This window comes from Cryobacterium mannosilyticum, assembly GCF_004402705.1.
GTDB classification, from domain to species: Bacteria; Actinomycetota; Actinomycetes; order Actinomycetales; family Microbacteriaceae; genus Cryobacterium; species Cryobacterium mannosilyticum.
The window spans coordinates 158,317-175,750 of the sequence record NZ_SOFM01000007.1; the positions used below are offsets into that span (position 1 = coordinate 158,317).

The following is a 17,434-nucleotide window of genomic DNA, read 5'->3' on the forward strand; positions in this document are numbered from 1 at the left end:
ACAATGGAAGCATGACGACGCCGAAGCACCCGTGGTCCCGCTACGTCGCCCTCGGCGATTCCTTCACCGAGGGGGTGGGAGATCCGGAACCGGCCAGCCCCGGCGGGCACCGCGGCTGGGCCGACCGGGTAGCCGAGGTTCTCAGCCAGGGCACAGAGGATCTCGCCTATGCGAACCTCGCGGTCCGCGGGAAGCTGATCGGCCAGATCATCGACGAGCAGATCGAACCGGCTCTCACGCTGCACCCCGACCTGATCACGATCTCCGCCGGCGGCAACGACGTGCTCCGGCCCGGCTCCGACCCTGACCTCATCGCCGCCCGGTGCGAAGAGGCCGTGAGCCGGCTCGCCGCCGACGGCGCGACCATCGTGCTGTTCACGGGCGCCGACGTCGGGTTCTCCCCCGTCTTCCGCGGCATCAGGGGCAAGGTCGCGATCTACAACGAGAACATCCGGGCCATCGCGGCGAAGTACGACTGCGTGGTCGCCGATCTCTGGTCGCTGACCGAGATCCAGGCAGCCGGAATGTGGGCTCCCGACCGGTTGCACCTGAACGCGCTCGGCCACCACACCGTGGCCCGGATGGTGCTCGACGTGCTGAACGTGCCGAACACCCTCGAAGCGCTGGTGCCGGAGCCGATGCCGGGAACGACCTGGCGGAAGGCCCGCAGCGAGGACATCCTGTGGGCGCGCGAGTACCTCGTCCCGTGGGTGCTCCGGCGGATCCGGCACCAGTCCTCCGGCGACCACGTGCTGCCCAAGCGTCCTGAGGCAGGGCCGTTCAGCCGTACCCCGGCGTAACGGACCGGCCGGCCCGGTTCCTACTTCTCGGCGGCGGCCAGTTCTCCGGGATGGCTGAACCGCCACTCGGGGCCAGGGTCGCTGATGGTCTTGTCAAGCACGAGGGGCACACTGACGGTCTTGCCGCCCACGGCGAAGTCGACCGCGCCGACCGTGTCGCCGGCGTCACCGAGGGTGATCGGACGGGCCGTGGCCACGGCGGTGACCGGCGTGTCCGACCAGACGAGAACGGATGCCGCCTTCGCGGCGACCGCGCGGCTTTCCTGACCCCACTTGGTGTCGTAAGAGGCGTACGCGGCGCCCTTGCCGGTCAGGGTGACTTCCCGGAACCCGGGCTTCACGCTCTCGATCAGTGCGGAGATGGAGGCGTTGAGTTCGGTGTGGTCCGTGCCGCCGAGCACGACGCCGACCAGGGTGATTGTCTCGGAGCCGACGGCGAATTCCGCGGAGAAGAGCAGGCAGGCCCCGGCCTCGTCGGTGGTGCCGGTTTTCAAACCGGTGACGCCGTGCTTGCCGAGGAGCTTGTTGGTGTTGGTGACGGTGCCGATGGTGGGCAGGTCGGCGGTGCGTTCGGACACGATCGAGGCGAGGGCCGGGTCGGCGACGACGAGTTTGCCGATCTCGATCAGGTCGGACGGGCTGCTCTTGCTGCCCGGGGAGAGTCCGCTCGTGTCCGTTACGGCCGTGTGCTCCAGGCCGTGCGCGGCAAGCCAGTCGTGTGCCGCGGCCAGGTAGGCATCGACCGAGCCGAAGGCCCAGACCGCGAGGGAGATGCTGTAGTTGTTCGCCGAGGGAAGCAGCATGGCCTCCATGGTCTGGCGCTGGCTGAGGACCATCCCGGCGGAGACGGGGGCGACGGACCCGTTCTCGGCGATCACGTCGTAGTAGATGTCGACGTCCTTGTCGGTGAAGGTGATCTCGGGTCCGGCCTCCTTGCCGGTGAGGGGCTTCTTGTCGAGCACGACGAGCGAGGTGATCATCTTGGTGATGCTCGCGATCGGCACGGTGCCCTGCTCTCCGCCGGAGCCGAGCACCCCGTCGTAGCCGACCGCGCCGATGGCGCCCGAGCCCTCGCCCGGCCAGGTCAGCTGGGCTGCGGGCTGGGTCAGCGCGGCCGGCTGGCTGAGGCTCGCGGCGACCTCGGGGACCGGGGCCAGGCCGGTGCCGGCGAGGTAGCCGACGCCGCCCAGGACGACCGCGAGTACCCCGATCGCGGCGAGGCGACGACGGCGGAAGGTTTGGCGTCGGGTCAGCGGCATCCGTCGATTCTACCGTCGGCCGGCGCCGGGACGCGCAGGGCGTACAGGGCGACGGCGCTGGCGGAGGCGACGTTGAGCGAATCGACTCCGTGCAGCATCGGGATCGTGACGACCGTGTCGGCGGCGGAGATGGCCAGGGCGCTGAGCCCGTCGCCCTCGGTGCCGAGGATGAGGGCGAGGCGCTCCGGCGGGTCCGCGGCGAACCGGTCCAGGCTCACCGCATCGTCCGACAGGGCCAGGGCGGCGAGGTGGAAGCCGGCGGCGTGAAGCAGCGGTGCGGCCTCACCCCACTCGGGCAGTCGCGTCCACGGCACCTGCAGCACGGTTCCCATGCTGACCCTGACGCTGCGCCGGTAGAGCGGATCGGCGCAGCGCGGGGTGATCAGCACCGCGTCGGCGCCGAGTCCCGCGACCGAGCGGAAGATCGCCCCGACGTTGGTGTGATCGACGATGTCCTCGAGGATGACGATGCGCCGGGCATCCCGGATCAGGTCGGCGACCGCGGCCAGGGGCGGCCGGTGCATCGCGGCCAGGGCACCCCGGTGCAGGTTGTACCCGGTCAGCTTCTCGAGGACGGCCGCCTCCCCGACGTAGACGGGCACGTCGGGCCACTCGGCCAGCAACGGGAGCACATCGGGCAGCCACTGCTCCTGGACGAGCACGGAACGCGGCTGGTGCCCGGCCGCCAGAGCCCGCACGATGACCTTGCTGGACTCGGCGATATACAGGCCCCCCGCCGGTTCGGCGACACGCCGCAGCGCGACATCCGTCAGCCGCGCGTAGTCGGCAAGACCGGGCAGGTCGAGGTCGGTGATGTGAACGATCTGCACAGCGATGGCGCCTTTCGAGGGAATGAGCGACTCCAGCCTGTCAGGTCCGACGGCCGGATCCGTCACCCACACCAAAACCCGCGAGTTTAGACTCGGAGGGACAGAGGATGGAGCACCATGACCACCGAGACGATTCCGGTCTCCGACGCGGTCGCCGCCGAGGCACTGGACACCGTCGCGGAACTGCTGCGCGGCAAGCAGACCGCCGTGCTCACCGGCGCCGGGATGAGCACCGATTCCGGCATCCCCGATTACCGGGGCAAGGGCGCGCCGGTGCGCACGCCGATGAATTTCCAGACCTTCGTCGGGGACGAGCGGGCGCGGAAACGCTATTGGGCGGGCAGCCACGTCGGCTGGCATCGGTTCCGCGCGGCCGAACCGAACCTCGGCCACCGGTCCCTGGCGCGGCTCGAGCAGCATGGCGCGATCTCCGGGGTGATCACGCAGAACGTCGACGGCCTGCACACGAGGGCCGGGTCCCGGCACGTCGTCGACCTGCACGGGTCGATGGACCTGGTCGTCTGCCTCGCCTGCGGCCAGGCGTTCGGCCGGGACAGCGTCGCGGCCCGCCTCGAGAAGGACAATCCGTTCCTCGGCGTACCCGATGCCGTGCGGGTGGCGCCCGACGGGGACGCCGAAGTCGCCGACGTGGAGAGCTTCGTCATCCCCGCCTGCACCGTCTGCGGTGGCATGCTCAAGCCCAACGTCGTCTTCTTCGGGGAGCTGGTGCCGACCGTCAAGTTCACCGAGGCGACCGCCCTCGTGGCCGGAGCTGAGGCCCTCGTCATCGCCGGGTCCTCCCTGGTGGTGAATTCGGGCATCCGCCTGCTTGAACAGGCCAGGCGTCGCAAACTACCGATCGTCGTCATCAACCGCGGAGTCACCAAGGGAGACGGCCGGGCGTTGATTAAGCTGGAGGCCGGGACTTCGGAGACTCTCGCGGGCCTCGCGGCCCGTCTGGTCGACTGACCCCCGGTCCATGCGGATGACGAAACGGCGGCAATGACCAGACTCTCGATAGTGCGCCACGGGCAGACCGAGTGGAACCTGCGCACCAGGATCCAGGGCAGCACGGATATCCCGCTCAATTCGACCGGACGGGCCCAGGCCGCGGAGACGGGCCTGCGGCTGCGCAGCCGGCACTGGGACGCGATCGTGACGAGCCCGCTCGACCGGGCGCACGAGACGGCGCGGATCATCGCCGGTGAGCTCGAACTGGCGCAGCCGGAGGTGGTCGAGGCGCTCACCGAACGTCACCACGGCCAGATCGAGGGGCTCACGTTCGCCGAACGGCAGTTCCGCTTCCCCAATGGGGTCGCCGTGCCCGGACTGGAGACGCGCCAGGAGGTGCTGGACCGAGTGCTGCCGGCGCTCGGCCTTGTCGCCGCGGCCCGGCCCGGCCAGTCCGTGCTCGTCGTCTGTCACGGCGGCGTGATCGGCACCTTGATCCGCGACAGCACCGGCGGTGAACGGCCCCGCCACGACGAGATCATCGCCAACGGGTCGGTGCACGACTTCGTCTGGCACGACGGGCGGCTGCAGCTCGAGTACTTCGATGCGACCGTACGCACCCTCGCCGAGAACACGCACTACACCGGCTGAGGCCCCGAAACCCGCTCAGTGCGGCGCGGCGCGGCGGTGATCAGATCCAGGAGCCTTCGGGCCGAATCCGCCCAGGTGAACCGGGCCGCCGTGGCGACGGAGAGCCGTGAACGTTCGGCCCACTCCCCCGGCCGGTCGAGCCGGGTGATCGCCGCGGCGAGGGCGTCCGGGCTGGCCGGGTCGAAGTACAGCGCCGCGTCTCCCCCGATCTCGCGGAAGATGGGGATGTCGCTGACCACGACCGGGATCCCCTGGCTCATCGCCTCGACCAGCGGTATCCCGAAGCCCTCGTCCAGGGAGGCGGTCACCAGGGCCGTCGCACTGCGGAGCACCGCCGAGTACTCTGTGTCGCTGGCACCGTCGTGGAAGACCAGCCTCGCCTGGGGGGCGAGCTCGGTGAGGCGGGCGCGTTCGGACTCGCCGACCCGGCTCATCAGGTGCAGTTCGTGCCCCGGCAGCGCGGCCACGGCGCGAACGAGCGTGTCGACGTTCTTGTAGGGCATGAACGAGCCCATGTAGACGAGCCGACCCGTTTCGGGCGTGGTGCGCTGCACAGGAGCCGCACTGAGCGCGCCGGCCGCGTTGGGAACCACGGTGACGGGCCGGTGGGTGAGGTGGTGGTCCCGGATCAGGTCGCGGGTGGTCGCCGAGACCGTCACGATGGCGTCGGCCCGGTTCAGGAGCAGCCGTTGCGGCCACCAGGCCAGGTGGTACAGGCGCCAGAGCAGGCGGACCGCGGCCGGGAAGTCGCGCGGCGGGGTGCGGTTGCGGTAGTAGATCAGGTCGTGCACGGTGAGGATCAGCCGGTACCGGCGGCCCCAGGACCCCATGGTCTGCATGGGGCTGAACACGACGTCGGGATGCAGCCGGTTGACCTGGCGGGCGACGAGCGGTTCACGGATGCTGGTGGGGCCGCTCACGAGCTGCCAGGGCAGGGCAGGCAGGAGGGCGAGCTGCCGGTGGTCGCTGATCAGCATGATCACGGGGTGCAACTTGCCCAATTCGGTGACCAGGCCCGCGGTGTACCGGCTGATGCCGTCGTGCCGGTCGAACCGGGTGTACCGGCAGTCGAAGACGATCTTCATTCCGGAGACTCCTGGGCGAGGAAACGGCGGATCTCATCCGCGGCCTGGGCGGGAACCTCATAGTGGATCAGGTGGCCGACATCGGGGATCACCCGCAGGCTCGCGTTCGGGAAGAGCGCCTGCAGCCGGTGCTGGGCCGCCACGGGGGTGATGTCGTCCTTGTCGGCGGCGACGAGCAGCGTGGGCTGCGGGATGGCGGCGGCGAATTCGCTGACGTCGGAGCCGACCGATGCGGTGAACGCCTCGAGCACGACCGAACGGTCGGCGAACGCGGAGAAGTACCGGTCGTGCTGGTTGTGGATCCAGCGGCGGAGGTCCCGGTCGCCGGTCTTGGCCATCGTGATGCTCATCACCCGCACGATCACGCGGTTGCGGAGCAGGGCGAAACCGAGCCGCTCGGGCAGTTTCGCCGCCGCCCAGTAGTAGAACACGGCCAGCCGGGTCAGGATGCCACGCGGCCCGGAGAGCGCGGGCGCGGCGATCGGGTTGACCAGCACGACCTCGTCGGCGGTGAGGCCGCCCGCGATCGCGGCGGCCACGATGATCGAGCCGAACGAGTGCCCGAGGATGACCGTGCGCCCCGGAATCGCCAGGACGTCGACGAGTTCGGACAACCAGCGGCCGTAGCCGGCGATGTCGTGCCGGATCGGGGTCAGCGGTCCCGATTCGCCGAAGCCGGGCAGGTCCGGGGAGATGATCCGGAAGCCGGGGAGCTGCGCGACGACGGGCTCCAGGCCGTGGTGGTCGCCGCGGAACCCGTGCACCATCACGATCGTGGTGGCCGCTGCCGGATCGCCGTACTCCCAGTACCGGGTGTCGCTTCCGAGCACGGCCACGGTGTGCACGGTCACGGGAATCCGGGCGAGCAGTTCGTCATACGGCGAAGGAACGTTCATCAGACCCAGTTTAGGGCTGACTCTCCGATCGGGCTGGACAGACCCGGCACCGGTGAATCTAGACTCGTGCTGTTCCCGTCGATCAGAGCCCGGGGCCGGAAGGAATCCTGTGAGCTTCACCGCACCCATCCAGCTTCCCGGTCTCACCCTCGATCCGCGCTGGTATCGCCGCGCCGTCTTCTACGAGGTCATGGTCAGGTCATTCGTCGACAGCAATGCCGACGGCTCCGGCGATCTCGCCGGCCTCATCTCCAAGCTCGACTACCTGCAATGGCTGGGCATCGACGCTCTCTGGATTCCGCCGTTCTTCTCCTCCCCGCTGAAGGACGGCGGCTACGACGTGTCGGACTACCGCTCGATCCTGCCGGAGTTCGGCACGCTCGAGGAGTTCAAGGAACTGGTCACGAAGGCCCACGAGCGCAATATGCGCATCGTCATCGACCTGCCGCTGAACCACACCTCCGACCAGCACGACTGGTTCCAGCAGTCCAGGGACAACCCGGACGGGCCGTACGGCGACTACTACGTGTGGAGCGACAGCGACGACAAGTACCCGGACATCCGGATCATCTTCACCGACACCGAGGAGTCCAACTGGGCCTTCGACTCCGCCCGGCGGCAGTTCTACTTCCACCGGTTCTTCTCCCACCAGCCGGACCTCAACTTCGAGAATCCGGCCGTGCACGAGGCGATCCACGAGGTCGTCCGGTTCTGGCTCGACCTCGGCGTCGACGGGTTCAGGCTCGACGCGATCCCGTACCTGTACGAGTCGGAGGAAGGAAACGGTGAGGGCGAACCTCCCACCCACGAGTTCGTCCGGAGACTGCGGATGCTGGTGGACCGGGATTACCCGGGACGGATCATGATCGCGGAGGCGAACCAGTGGCCGCGCGAGGTGGCGGCGTTCTTCGGCACCGACGCGGAGCCGGAATGCCACATGGCCTTCGACTTCCCGGTGATGCCGCGCATCTTCTATTCCCTGCGCTCCCAGCGGGCCGACGAACTCGTGCGCGTCTTGTCGGAGACGACGGACATCCCCGAGTCGGCGGGCTGGGCCGTCTTCCTCCGCAACCACGACGAGCTGACGCTGGAGATGGTCAGCGAGGAATACCGCCAGGCCATGTACGGCTGGTACGCCTACGACCCACGGATGCGCGCGAACATCGGCATCCGCCGCAGGCTCGCCCCGCTGCTGGACAACTCCCGGCGCGAACTGGAGCTCGCCCACGCCCTCTTGTTCGCCCTGCCCGGCAGCCCGTTCCTGTACTACGGCGACGAGATCGGGATGGGCGACAACATCTGGCTGCCCGACCGAGACAGCTCACGCACGCCGATGCAGTGGACGCCCGACCGGAACGCCGGATTCTCCGCCGCCGACCCGGGCAAGCTCTACCTGCCGCTCGTGCAGTCGCTGGTCTACACCTACACCCAGACGAACGTGGAATCCCATCTGGCCCAGTCGGGGTCGCTGCTGCACTGGATCCGCAACGTCATCCATGTGCGCAAGCTCCACCCGACATTCGGCCTGGGCATGATCCGGGTGCTGGCCACCGACCACGAGTCCGTGCTCGCGTTCACCCGTGAATACGCCGGGTCCGGCACGAATTTCGGCGACCAGCCGGAGACGGTCCTCTGCGTGTTCAGCTTCTCGCACAACCCGATCGCGTTCCGGATCGACGACCCAGACCTGGCCGGCACGCGCCTCTACGACATCTTCGGCGGAGCGGTGTTCCCGAGCTTCGATGACGCGGGCGTGCTCACCCTGGCGCTCGGGGCGCAAAGCTTCTACTGGCTGCACTGCGGGTAGCGGCTGCCCGGCGGGTAGCGATTGCTCGGCGGCCGGCAGTGACGGTGGTCGCCCGTAGGCTGTGCCCATGAGCAATTGGAGCGACACCCTGGCCGTATTCGACCTCGAGACCACCGGCATCGACGTGGAGACGAGCCGGATCGTCTCGGCGACCGTGGCCGTCATCGACCGGGCCGGAGAGGTGCTCGAGCGGGTGGACTGGCTGCTCGACCCCGGCATCGAGATCCCGGCTCAGGCCACGAATGTGCACGGCATCACGACCGAGTACGCGGCGGAGAACGGGCGTGAGGCCGCCGAAGGGGTTGCCGAGATCGTGGCGACCATCCGCGAGCACCTCGGCCGCGGGCTTCCCCTGGTGGCCTACAACGCGCCCTACGACCTCACTCTGCTCAATCGGGAGTCGCTGCGCCACGGCGTCTCTCCGCTGGTGGCGCCGTCGCCGGTCGTCGACCCGCTCGTGATCGACAAGGCGGTCGACCGCTACCGCAAGGGCAAGCGCACCCTGGAGGTGACCAGCGCGTTCTACGGCGTTGCCCTCGATGACGCGCACGATTCCGGCGCGGATGCCATCGCGGCCGGCCGGGTCGCGCAGGCGATTGCGCGCTCCCACGCGGCCAAGCTCCCGGTCACCGTCTCCGAATTACATGACCTGCAGGCGAAGTGGTCGCTCGAGCAGGCCGAGAGCTTCCAGGCCTACATGCGCCGCGAACGCGACCCGGAGTTCGTCGCATCCGGCGGCTGGCCGGAGCGCTGACCGGGGCCGCTGACCCGGACGGCTCAGAATAGAAAAGGCGACCAGCCTTGGCTGGTCGCCTTCACTATTGCGTCGCGGCGAGTCGCCGCGAGGCTGGGGGGCTGGCTACTTGCCGAAGCCCTTGTACCGCGAGTTGAACTTCTCGACCCGTCCGGCGGAGTCCATGATGCGCTGCTTGCCGGTGTAGAACGGGTGCGACTCGGAGGAGATTTCCACGTCGATGACCGGGTAGGTGGCGCCGTCTTCCCAGTCGATGGTCTTGGAGCTGGAGACCGTCGAACGGGTAAGGAACGTCGCACCCGACGCGAGGTCGCGGAAAACCACGGGAGCGTACGTGGGGTGAATGTCAGACTTCATGAAGACTTCCTTATTGCTGTTCGATTGGTGAGGTGCGCTTCGATGGCGAGAACAGTCTCGTCAGGTGCGGCAGAAAAGCTAGCTGGTCATAGGACCGACTGTCGAGTTTAGCAGAACCAGGCCACGGCGGCGGCCATTCCGTCGGGGTTCGGGCGGGTCAAGCCGCACGGGCGCTGAAGCGCCCGTCGGTTTCGCGCAGTTCGATCGGCAGCCCGAACGCTTCGGTGAGGGCCTCGGCAGTGAGGGCCTCGGCGAGGGGGCCTGCGCTGACCACCCGGCCGGCGGACAGGAGCAGCACGTGGGTGAACCCGACCGGGATCTCTTCGACGTGGTGGGTGACCATGATGATGGCCGGTGACTTCGGTTCGCTCGCGAAGCCGCCGAGCAGGCGAAGCAGTTCTTCACGGGCGCCGAGGTCGAGGCTGGCCGCCGGTTCGTCCAGGAGCAGAACCTCGGGATCGGTCATGATCGACCGCGCGATCTGCACGCGCTTCTGTTCGCCGTCGCTGAGCGTGCCGAACTTCCGGTCGGCGAGGTGGTCGAGTCGCCATTCGGCGAGGACGCGCTGGGCGCGGCGCTCGTCTATCGTCTCGTACTCCTCATTCCACCGCCCCGTCACCGAGTAGGCGGCCGTCATGACGACGTCGAGGACCTTCTCGGTGGCAGGAACCTTGCGGGCCATCGCGGTGGATGCGAAACCGATCCGGGGGCGAAGCTCGAACAGGTCCGTCCCGCCGATCGGCTCTTCGAGCACTTCGGCCCGACCGCTCGACGGGTGCATCAGGGCGGCCGCGATCTGCAGCAGCGTGGTCTTGCCTGCGCCGTTCGGGCCGAGGATCACCCAGCGCTGATTGTCTTCAACACTCCAATTCACTGAGTCGAGGATGGTTGTGCCAGCCCGGACGACGGAGACGTCGGTGAAGTGAAGAACGTTGACCATACAGCCATGTTATCTGCCGTCGCCGGGCGCCGGGCACGCCCCGGCCGGTGCTAGAGCAGGGAGGCGTAGATCTCCCGGGTGCGGGTGGCGATCTGGCTCCAACTGAACATTTCCTCCGCGCGGACCCGTCCGGCGCGGCCCATCCGCGCCGCGAGTCCGGGATCGGACAGCACCTCGGTCAGGGTCCTCGCCAGGTCGGCGACGAACCGGTCAGGGTCGATCGGCGTGCCGGTGCCGTCGGTTGCCTGGTCGATCGGCACGAGGCGGCCGGTGACGCCGTCGGCGACGACCTCGGGGATGCCGCCGGTGGCGGTTCCGACGACGGGCAGCCCGCAGGCCATCGCCTCGAGGTTGACGATGCCGAGCGGCTCGTACACCGACGGGCAGACGAAGACAGTTCCAGCGGTGAGTACGGCCGCGAGCTCGTGCTGCGGGAGCAGCCGGTCGATCCAGACGACGCCGGTGCGCTCGCGCTGCAGGGCTTCGACCCCCGCGGTGACCTCGGCGAGGATCCCGGGAGTGTCGGGTGCGCCGGCGCAGAGGACCAGCTGCACGTCGGCGGGGAGGGCCGCGGCCGCGCGCAGCAGGTACGGCAGGCCCTTCTGACGGGTGATCCGGCCCACGAAGACCACGGCGGGCCGGTCGGGGTCGATGCCGAGGGCTCGCACGATGTCATGGTCGACGGTGGGCTTCCACCGGTCGAGGTCGATGCCGTTGTAGACCGTCTGCACCCGGGCCTCGTCGAGCGCCGGGTAGCTGCGGAGGATGTCGCGGCGCATGCCGTCGCTGACGGCGATCACGGCATCCGCGCCCTCGAACGCGGTGCGTTCGATCCAGCTGGACACCCGGTAGCCGCCGCCCAGCTGTTCGGCCTTCCACGGCCGGAGCGGTTCGAGGCTGTGCGCGGTCACGACGTGCGGCACGCCGTGGAGCAGCTTGGCGATGTGGCCGGCCCCGTTCGCGTACCAGGTGTGGGAGTGCACGATGTCGGCACCCTGCACGTCCTGGGCCATCTGCAGGTCGACGCCCAGGGTGGCCAGCGTGGCATTCGCGTCTTTGAGCTGGGCGGGGACGCCGTAGGCGAAGGTGTCGGCGGCGTCACGTGGCGCACCGAAGCATCGAACGACGACGTCGATGTCCGTGCGCAGGGCGCGCACGAGCTCGGCGACGTGCCCGCCGGCTCCGCCATAAATCTCCGGGGGGTACTCCTTGGTCAACAGATCCACTCGCATGCAGTAAAGCTAGCGCAGCCCGACCCAGGACACACCCATCCGTGCTGGTCCAGTGCTCCGGATGGCCCTACTGTAAGGGTATGGAGTCGAAGAAGATCTTTGGAATCGTGCTTGCCGGCGGCGAGGGAAAACGGCTGATGCCGTTGACCGAGGACCGCGCGAAGCCGGCAGTGCCGTTCGGCGGCCACTACCGGTTGATTGACTTCGCGCTGTCCAATCTCATCAACTCCGGGCTCACCCAGATCGTGGTGCTCACCCAGTACAAGTCGCACAGCCTGGACCGCCACGTTTCGCAGACCTGGCATGTCTCCGGCGGCCTGTTCAACTCTTATATCGCCTCGGTGCCCGCCCAGCAGCGGCTCGGCAAACGCTGGTTCAGCGGCTCGGCCGACGCGATCCTGCAGAGCCTGAACCTGATCCACGACGAGAAGCCGGACATCGTCGTCGTCGTCGGCGCCGACCACGTCTACCGCATGGACTTCAGCCAGATGATCGCCGCCCACATCGCCTCCGGGGCGCAGGCCACCGTCGCCGCGATCCGGCAGCCGATCGAACTCGCCGACCAGTTCGGCGTCATCGAGGTCGACGCGGCCACGCCGGACCACATCCGGGACTTCCGTGAGAAGCCCAAGGATGCCGTCGGCCTCGCCGATGCCCCGCACGAGGTGTTCGCCTCGATGGGCAACTATGTCTTCAACGCCGACGCGCTGATCGAGGCCGTTCTCCGCGACGGCGAGCGCACCGATTCCAGCCACGACATGGGCGGCGACATCATCCCGGACTTCGTGTCCCGCGGCGAAGCAGGCGTGTACGACCTGCAGCGCAACGTGGTGCCGGGGTCGACCGACCGCGACCGGTACTACTGGCGCGATGTGGGAACGATGGATTCGTTCTTCGAGGCCCACCAGGACCTGATCAGCGCGCTTCCCGTCTTCAATCTCTACAACCAGAAGTGGCCGATCTTCAGCCAGCAGCTGAACTCGCCGCCGGCGAAGTTCGTCCGGGACGTGCACGGCGCCCTCGGCACCATGATCGACTCGATCGTCTCCCTCGGTTGCGTCATCTCCGGGGCGCACATCGAACGCAGTGTGCTCGGCCCGTGGGCCGCGATCGACTCCGGCGCCCAGGTGGTGGACTCGATCGTCTTCGACCGGGTGCAGATCAAACCGGGCGCGATCGTGCGCCGGGCGATCCTTGACAAGGACGTCATCGTCGGTGCCGGCGCCCAGATCGGCGTCGACCGCGACCGCGACCTGGCCCGGGGTTTCAGCGTCACCGATTCCGGCATCACCGTGGTCGGCAAGGGCGTGCACGTACAGCCGTGACCGATCCCGTTCGATTCCTCGTTGTCCTTGATGCCGATTCCACCCTCATCGAAAACGAGGTCATCGAGTTGCTGGCGGATGCCGCCGGTTCCCTCGAACTCGTCGCGGCGGTCACCGAACAGGCCATGCGCGGTGAGATCGACTTCGCCGAGAGCCTCCGGGCGCGGGTGAAGACCCTGGCCGGGCTGTCCACCGGGGTCTTCGAGGAGGTCGTACGGTTGATCCGGCCGACGCCGGGGGTGCACGAACTGATCGCGGGCCTGCACGCCCACGGCTGCAGCGTCGGGGTGGTGTCCGGGGGTTTCCACGAGGTCCTCGACCCGCTCGCCGCCCGGTTCGGCCTCGACCACTGGCGGGCGAACCGGCTGGAGGCAATCGACGGCCGGTTGACCGGCGGCCTGGTCGGTCCGATCATCGATGCCAGGGCCAAGGCGGCCGCCCTCACGGAGTGGGCCGCGGCGGAGTCGCTGCCGCTCCGGCAGACCGTCGCCGTCGGGGACGGTGCGAACGACCTGCTGATGATGCACGCGGCAGGCCTGGGCATCGCCTTCAACGCGAAACCCGTGGTGCGGGCCCGGGCCGACCTGGCGATCGACGTCTGCGACCTCAGCCAGGTGCTGCCCGTGCTCGGCCTGCGCGGTTAGTGTCCCATGCCCAATCCGCCGTCGACGGGGATGACCGCGCCGGAGATGTAGGCGGCATCGTCGCCGGCCAGCCAGGTCACCACCCGGGCGACCTCGCCGGGGGTGGCGAAACGACCGGCCGGGATGCTCTTCTTGTAGTCGGCCTGTTGGGTCTCGGACAGTTGCGCGGTCATGTCGGTCTCGATGAAGCCGGGCGCGACGACGTTCGCCGTGATCCCCCTGGCCCCGAGTTCCCGGGTGACGGACCGGGCAAGCCCGACCAGGCCGCTTTTGGACGCGGAGTAGTTCACCTGCCCCGCGGAGCCGTACAGGCCGACGACACTGGAAATCAGCACGATCCGGCCGAAGCGGCCCTTGAGCATCCCCTTGGATGCCCTCTTCACAACCCGGAACGCGCCGCTGAGGTTGGTGTCGATCACGGAGGTGAAGTCGTCCTCGGTCATCCGCATCAGCAGGGTGTCGCGGGTGATGCCCGCGTTGGCGACGACGACCTCGACCGGGCCGAGCGCGGCCTCGATCTCGCTGAACGCGGCGTCGATCGACGCGGCGTCGGTGACGTCCGCGCGCACGGTCAGGCTGCCCTCCGGCCCCTGGCCCGAGCGGGCGGTCACCGCCACCCGGTGTCCCTGCTTGACGAATTCCTCGGCGATGGAGAAGCCGATTCCTCGGTTTCCCCCGGTCACGAGAACGGTCCGGACAGTCGTCATGGGGTGGTCCAATCTTTTCCCAGCGAACGGACAGCCGCGCGCACGTAGATTTCAGTTTACGACGTCCTTGTCGGTCGACGAGACGTAGGCTTATCAGGCGGAACTTTAGCCGGCTGACCGGAGCGATGGCATTCATGAAACAGCAGTCGATCACCTCTTTACCTCCGTCACCGGAGGCGGAGCGACGCGCCCGGATGATCAAATATTCGGTGGCCATGGGCATCCGGATGATCTGCATCGTGCTCATGCTGTTCGTGCACGGCTGGTGGCTGCTCGTCTGCGCCGCCGGGGCCATCCTCCTGCCCTACTTCGCCGTCGTCGTGGCCAACGTGCACGGTGGCGCCCAGGCCGGCACCGTGGTTCGGCCCGGCGCGATCGAGGTCTACCGCAAGCCGGACGAGAGCGGCCCGCAGTGATCGGACTCGGCACCGACCTGGAGACGGCGACCTGCTCCCGGGCCGGCTGCCGCTCGGATGCGATCTGGCGACTGGACTGGCGCAATCCCCGCATCCACACGGGCGACCGGTTCAAGACCTGGCTCGCCTGCGACCTCCACGTCGACTACCTCAGGGAGTTCCTGGCGACGCGCGACTTCCCGCTCACGGTTGCTCCCCTGTCTGCCGAGACGGACCAGGCGTGATCGGCTGGAAGTTCGCGTTCACCCGGCGCTGGGCCGGCTACCTCGCGCTCACCATCCTCTTCGCCGCGATCTGTGCGGGACTGGGAACCTGGCAGCTCGCCCGCCGGGCCGAGGCCCTGGCCGAGATCGTCAAGGTGGACGCCAACTTCGACTCCGAGCCGATCCCGCTGGAGCAGGCTCTGCCCGACCGCCAGTCCTTCGCCGAGTCCCAGAAATGGCTGCCCGTCGTGATCACCGGGACCTATCTGAAGGCCGACGAACTGATCGTGCGGAACCGTCCGCTCAACATCCACCCCGGCTTCGAGGTGCTCACGCCGCTTCGCCTGACGGACGGCACCGTCTTCATCGTCGATCGCGGCTGGCTGCCGACCGGCGACACCCCGGAGGCGCCGACGTCGGTCCCCGAGGCGCCCGACGGCGAGGTGACCGTCGTCGCCCGGCTGAAGGCCGGCGAACCATCCCTGGCCGGTCGTTCAGCGCTCGGGAACCAGATCGCCACGATCAACCTCACCGAGGTGCAGGGCCGACTCGGCCTCCCGACCTACACCGGCGCCTACGGCCTGATGAAGTCGGAGGACCCGGCGCCGGGAGAACGACCGGTGGCGGTCACCCGGCCGGCGCGGGACGAGGGCCCGCACCTGTCCTACGCGTTCCAGTGGTTCGTCTTCGCGCTGCTCGCGTTCGTCGCACTGGGCTGGGCCATTCGCCAGGAGTTCCGGTCGGTCAACGCCGACGACCCGCAGGAACGCGCCCGGGCCCTCGAACGGGCCCGACGGCAGGCCGCGAAGCCGCGCAGCGACGCCGAGGTCGAGGACGACCTGATCGACTCCCCGCGCTGACCCTGCCTGGCACGCACGGCGTCCGGCTCAGGATGCCGTGCGCCGGCAGGTCAGGCCAGGGTGATCAGGCCAGGGTGATCAGGTCGAGGTAGTCCTTGTTCCAGTGGTCCTCAGTGCCCTCGGGCATGATCAGGACCCGCTCGGGGTTGAGGGCTTCGACGGCCCCCTCATCGTGGCTGACGAGCACCACAGCACCGCTGTAGTGGGCGAGAGCGTCAAGGATCTCCTCACGGCTGGCCGGGTCCAGGTTGTTGGTCGGTTCGTCCAGGAGCAGCACGTTGGCGCCGGACACGACGATCATGGCGAGGGCGAGCCTGGTCTTCTCCCCACCGGAGAGCACCCCGGCCGGCTTGTGCGAATCGTCGCCGGTGAACAGGAACGAGCCGAGGACCCGCCGTGCCTCCATCTCGGTGATGTTGGGCGAGGAGGAGACCATGTTCTCGAGCACACTGCGCTTGACGTCGATCGTCTCATGTTCCTGCGCGTAGTAGCCGATCCGCAGGCCATGGCCGGGTTCGATCCGTCCGGTGTCCGGTTTGTCCACGCCGGCGAGCATCCGCAGCAGAGTGGTCTTGCCGGCGCCGTTAAGGCCGAGGATGACAACCTTGGAGCCGCGGTCGATGGCGAGGTCCACGGCAGCGAAGATTTCCAGCGAACCGTAGCTCTTGGACAGATCGGTCGCCATCAACGGAGTGCGGCCGCACGGCGCGGGCTCGGGGAACCGCAGCTTGGCGACGCGGTCCACCGCGCGCACGGCGTCGAGTCCGGACAACAGCTTCTCAGCGCGGGCCACCATCTGGTGGGCGGCCGCGGCCTTGCTTGCTTTGGCACCGAACTTGGCGGCCTGCAACTGCAGCGTGGACGCCTTCTTCTCCGCGTTGGCGCGTTCCTTCTTGCGGCGGTCCGCGTCGGCGACGCGCTGGCGCTGGTAGTTCTTCCAGTTCATGTTGTAGATGTCGATGACCATGCGGTTGGCATCGAGGTAGAAGACCCGGTTGACGGTGTCACCGACAAGTTCGATGTCGTGGCTGATGATGATGCAACCGCCGCGGTAGCTCTTGACGAACTCCCGCAGCCAGACGACGGAGTCGGCGTCGAGGTGGTTGGTCGGTTCGTCGAGGATCATCGTCTCGGCGGCCGAGAACAGGATCCGCGCGAGTTCGATCCGGCGCCGCTGACCACCGGAGAGGGTCTTCAGCTGCTGGTCCAGGATGCGGTCGGGAAGGTTGAGGTTGCTGGCGATCGACGCGGCCTCCGCCTCGGCCGCATACCCGCCGAGCGCGTTGAACTGGTCGGTCAGCGTTCCATAGGTGCGCATCGCCTTCGCGGCGACCTTGGGATCGGTGCTTCCCATGTCGAGTCCGGCCTGGTTCAGCCCCAGGGAGATCGTGCCGAGGCCGCGGGCGTCGAGGATCCGGGTGCGGGCGAGCATCTCCGGGTCACCGGAGCGGGGGTCCTGGGGCAGGTAGCCGATTTCACCGGACCGGTCGATCTGGCCCTTGGTCGGCACGGTCTCCCCCGCCAACGTCTTCGTCAGGGTGGTCTTGCCCGCACCGTTTCGGCCGACCAGACCGATCTTGTCGCCGGCGGAGACCCGGAAACTGACGTCTTCCATGAGCACGCGCGCCCCAACTCGGATCTCGAGATTTTGCACACTGAGCACAGCAATAGTCCGTTCACGGGGGTTGTGGGAGTCTCCGGCCCAACCGGGCCAGCT

Annotated in this window: 19 protein-coding genes; 10 read left to right on the forward strand and 9 right to left on the reverse strand. The window is 68.3% G+C overall.

Annotated elements, in window-relative coordinates; translation table 11 throughout:
* Positions 1-11: 11 nt before the first annotated feature.
* The gene (locus E3O32_RS02205) at positions 12-800 is read left to right on the forward strand and encodes an SGNH/GDSL hydrolase family protein (RefSeq protein ID WP_134506546.1); all 789 of its coding nucleotides are present in this window, start codon (positions 12-14) and stop codon (positions 798-800) included.
* A 20-nt stretch (positions 801-820) separates the two neighbouring features.
* Here the strand turns inward: E3O32_RS02205 and E3O32_RS02210 are convergent, their stop codons facing one another.
* Together E3O32_RS02210 and E3O32_RS02215 are read right to left on the reverse strand one after the other, a co-directional pair.
* A complete protein-coding gene (locus E3O32_RS02210) occupies positions 821-2,059 on the reverse strand; it encodes a D-alanyl-D-alanine carboxypeptidase family protein (protein WP_134506548.1) in 1,239 nt (412 codons plus the stop codon).
* Positions 2,050-2,889, reverse strand: a complete 840-nt coding sequence (locus E3O32_RS02215) for a TrmH family RNA methyltransferase (RefSeq protein WP_134506558.1) — start codon at positions 2,887-2,889, stop codon at positions 2,050-2,052. The genes E3O32_RS02210 and E3O32_RS02215 overlap by 10 nt, the downstream gene beginning before the upstream one ends.
* A 117-nt stretch (positions 2,890-3,006) precedes the next feature.
* On the opposite strand from E3O32_RS02215, the gene E3O32_RS02220 reads away from it, so the two are divergent.
* Positions 3,007-3,858, forward strand: coding sequence for a Sir2 family NAD-dependent protein deacetylase (locus E3O32_RS02220; RefSeq protein ID WP_134506560.1), 852 nt, complete (start codon positions 3,007-3,009; stop codon positions 3,856-3,858).
* A gap of 33 nt (positions 3,859-3,891) precedes the next feature.
* Positions 3,892-4,491, forward strand: a complete 600-nt coding sequence (locus E3O32_RS02225) for a histidine phosphatase family protein (protein WP_134506562.1) — start codon at positions 3,892-3,894, stop codon at positions 4,489-4,491.
* Here E3O32_RS02225 and E3O32_RS02230 read toward each other — a convergent pair.
* A complete protein-coding gene (locus E3O32_RS02230; protein WP_134506564.1) occupies positions 4,479-5,576 on the reverse strand; it encodes a glycosyltransferase family 4 protein in 1,098 nt (365 codons plus the stop codon). The two genes, E3O32_RS02225 and E3O32_RS02230, sit on opposite strands and share 13 nt — an antisense overlap.
* Positions 5,573-6,472 carry an alpha/beta fold hydrolase gene (locus E3O32_RS02235; RefSeq protein ID WP_134506566.1) on the reverse strand — a complete coding sequence of 300 codons (900 nt, stop codon included), beginning with the start codon at positions 6,470-6,472 and terminating at the stop codon, positions 5,573-5,575. Before E3O32_RS02235 ends, E3O32_RS02230 begins: the two co-directional genes overlap by 4 nt.
* Before the next feature lie 109 nt (positions 6,473-6,581).
* On the opposite strand from E3O32_RS02235, the gene treS reads away from it, so the two are divergent.
* Together treS and E3O32_RS02245 are read left to right on the forward strand one after the other, a co-directional pair.
* Positions 6,582-8,279 (forward strand): maltose alpha-D-glucosyltransferase, encoded by a 1,698-nt coding sequence (gene treS / locus E3O32_RS02240; RefSeq protein WP_134506568.1) that lies wholly within the window; start codon positions 6,582-6,584, stop codon positions 8,277-8,279.
* A gap of 67 nt (positions 8,280-8,346) precedes the next feature.
* Positions 8,347-9,033: a 3'-5' exonuclease gene (locus E3O32_RS02245; RefSeq protein ID WP_134506570.1), complete on the forward strand. Its 687-nt coding sequence runs from the start codon at positions 8,347-8,349 to the stop codon at positions 9,031-9,033.
* Positions 9,034-9,138: 105 nt separating this feature from the next.
* On the opposite strand, the gene E3O32_RS02250 is transcribed toward E3O32_RS02245, so the two are convergent.
* From E3O32_RS02250 to glgA, 3 genes are all read right to left on the reverse strand, one after another.
* Positions 9,139-9,390, reverse strand: a complete 252-nt coding sequence (locus E3O32_RS02250; RefSeq protein WP_134506572.1) for a type B 50S ribosomal protein L31 — start codon at positions 9,388-9,390, stop codon at positions 9,139-9,141.
* A gap of 157 nt (positions 9,391-9,547) precedes the next feature.
* Complete coding sequence (locus E3O32_RS02255; RefSeq protein WP_134506574.1) at positions 9,548-10,330, reverse strand: ABC transporter ATP-binding protein; 783 nt, start codon at positions 10,328-10,330, stop codon at positions 9,548-9,550.
* A 50-nt stretch (positions 10,331-10,380) separates the two neighbouring features.
* Positions 10,381-11,562 carry a glycogen synthase gene (glgA, locus tag E3O32_RS02260; protein WP_134506576.1) on the reverse strand — a complete coding sequence of 394 codons (1,182 nt, stop codon included), beginning with the start codon at positions 11,560-11,562 and terminating at the stop codon, positions 10,381-10,383.
* Between the two features lie 80 nt (positions 11,563-11,642).
* Between glgA and glgC the strand changes: the two genes are divergently transcribed.
* Positions 11,643-12,887 (forward strand): glucose-1-phosphate adenylyltransferase, encoded by a 1,245-nt coding sequence (glgC, locus tag E3O32_RS02265; RefSeq protein ID WP_134506578.1) that lies wholly within the window; start codon positions 11,643-11,645, stop codon positions 12,885-12,887.
* Positions 12,884-13,531 (forward strand): phosphoserine phosphatase SerB, encoded by a 648-nt coding sequence (serB, locus tag E3O32_RS02270; protein WP_134506580.1) that lies wholly within the window; start codon positions 12,884-12,886, stop codon positions 13,529-13,531. The genes glgC and serB overlap by 4 nt, the downstream gene beginning before the upstream one ends.
* Here serB and fabG read toward each other — a convergent pair.
* Positions 13,528-14,238, reverse strand: a complete 711-nt coding sequence (fabG, locus tag E3O32_RS02275) for a 3-oxoacyl-ACP reductase FabG (RefSeq protein WP_134506582.1) — start codon at positions 14,236-14,238, stop codon at positions 13,528-13,530. The genes serB and fabG overlap by 4 nt on opposite strands.
* Positions 14,239-14,363: 125 nt before the next feature.
* Here fabG and E3O32_RS02280 point away from each other — a divergent pair, with 125 nt between their 5' ends.
* The 3 genes from E3O32_RS02280 to E3O32_RS02290 are packed head-to-tail and all read left to right on the forward strand — an operon-like array spanning position 14,364 to position 15,717.
* A complete protein-coding gene (locus E3O32_RS02280; protein WP_241974483.1) occupies positions 14,364-14,654 on the forward strand; it encodes a DUF3099 domain-containing protein in 291 nt (96 codons plus the stop codon).
* The gene (locus tag E3O32_RS02285; RefSeq protein WP_134506584.1) at positions 14,651-14,878 is read left to right on the forward strand and encodes a hypothetical protein; all 228 of its coding nucleotides are present in this window, start codon (positions 14,651-14,653) and stop codon (positions 14,876-14,878) included. Before E3O32_RS02280 ends, E3O32_RS02285 begins: the two co-directional genes overlap by 4 nt.
* On the forward strand, positions 14,875-15,717 hold the full coding sequence (locus tag E3O32_RS02290) for an SURF1 family cytochrome oxidase biogenesis protein (protein ID WP_134506586.1): 843 nt from the start codon (positions 14,875-14,877) through the stop codon (positions 15,715-15,717). Before E3O32_RS02285 ends, E3O32_RS02290 begins: the two co-directional genes overlap by 4 nt.
* Before the next feature lie 64 nt (positions 15,718-15,781).
* On the opposite strand, the gene E3O32_RS02295 is transcribed toward E3O32_RS02290, so the two are convergent.
* Entirely contained in the window at positions 15,782-17,380 is a 1,599-nt protein-coding gene (locus tag E3O32_RS02295) for an ABC-F family ATP-binding cassette domain-containing protein (protein WP_134506588.1), read from the reverse strand.
* Between the last annotated feature and the right edge of the window lie 54 nt (positions 17,381-17,434).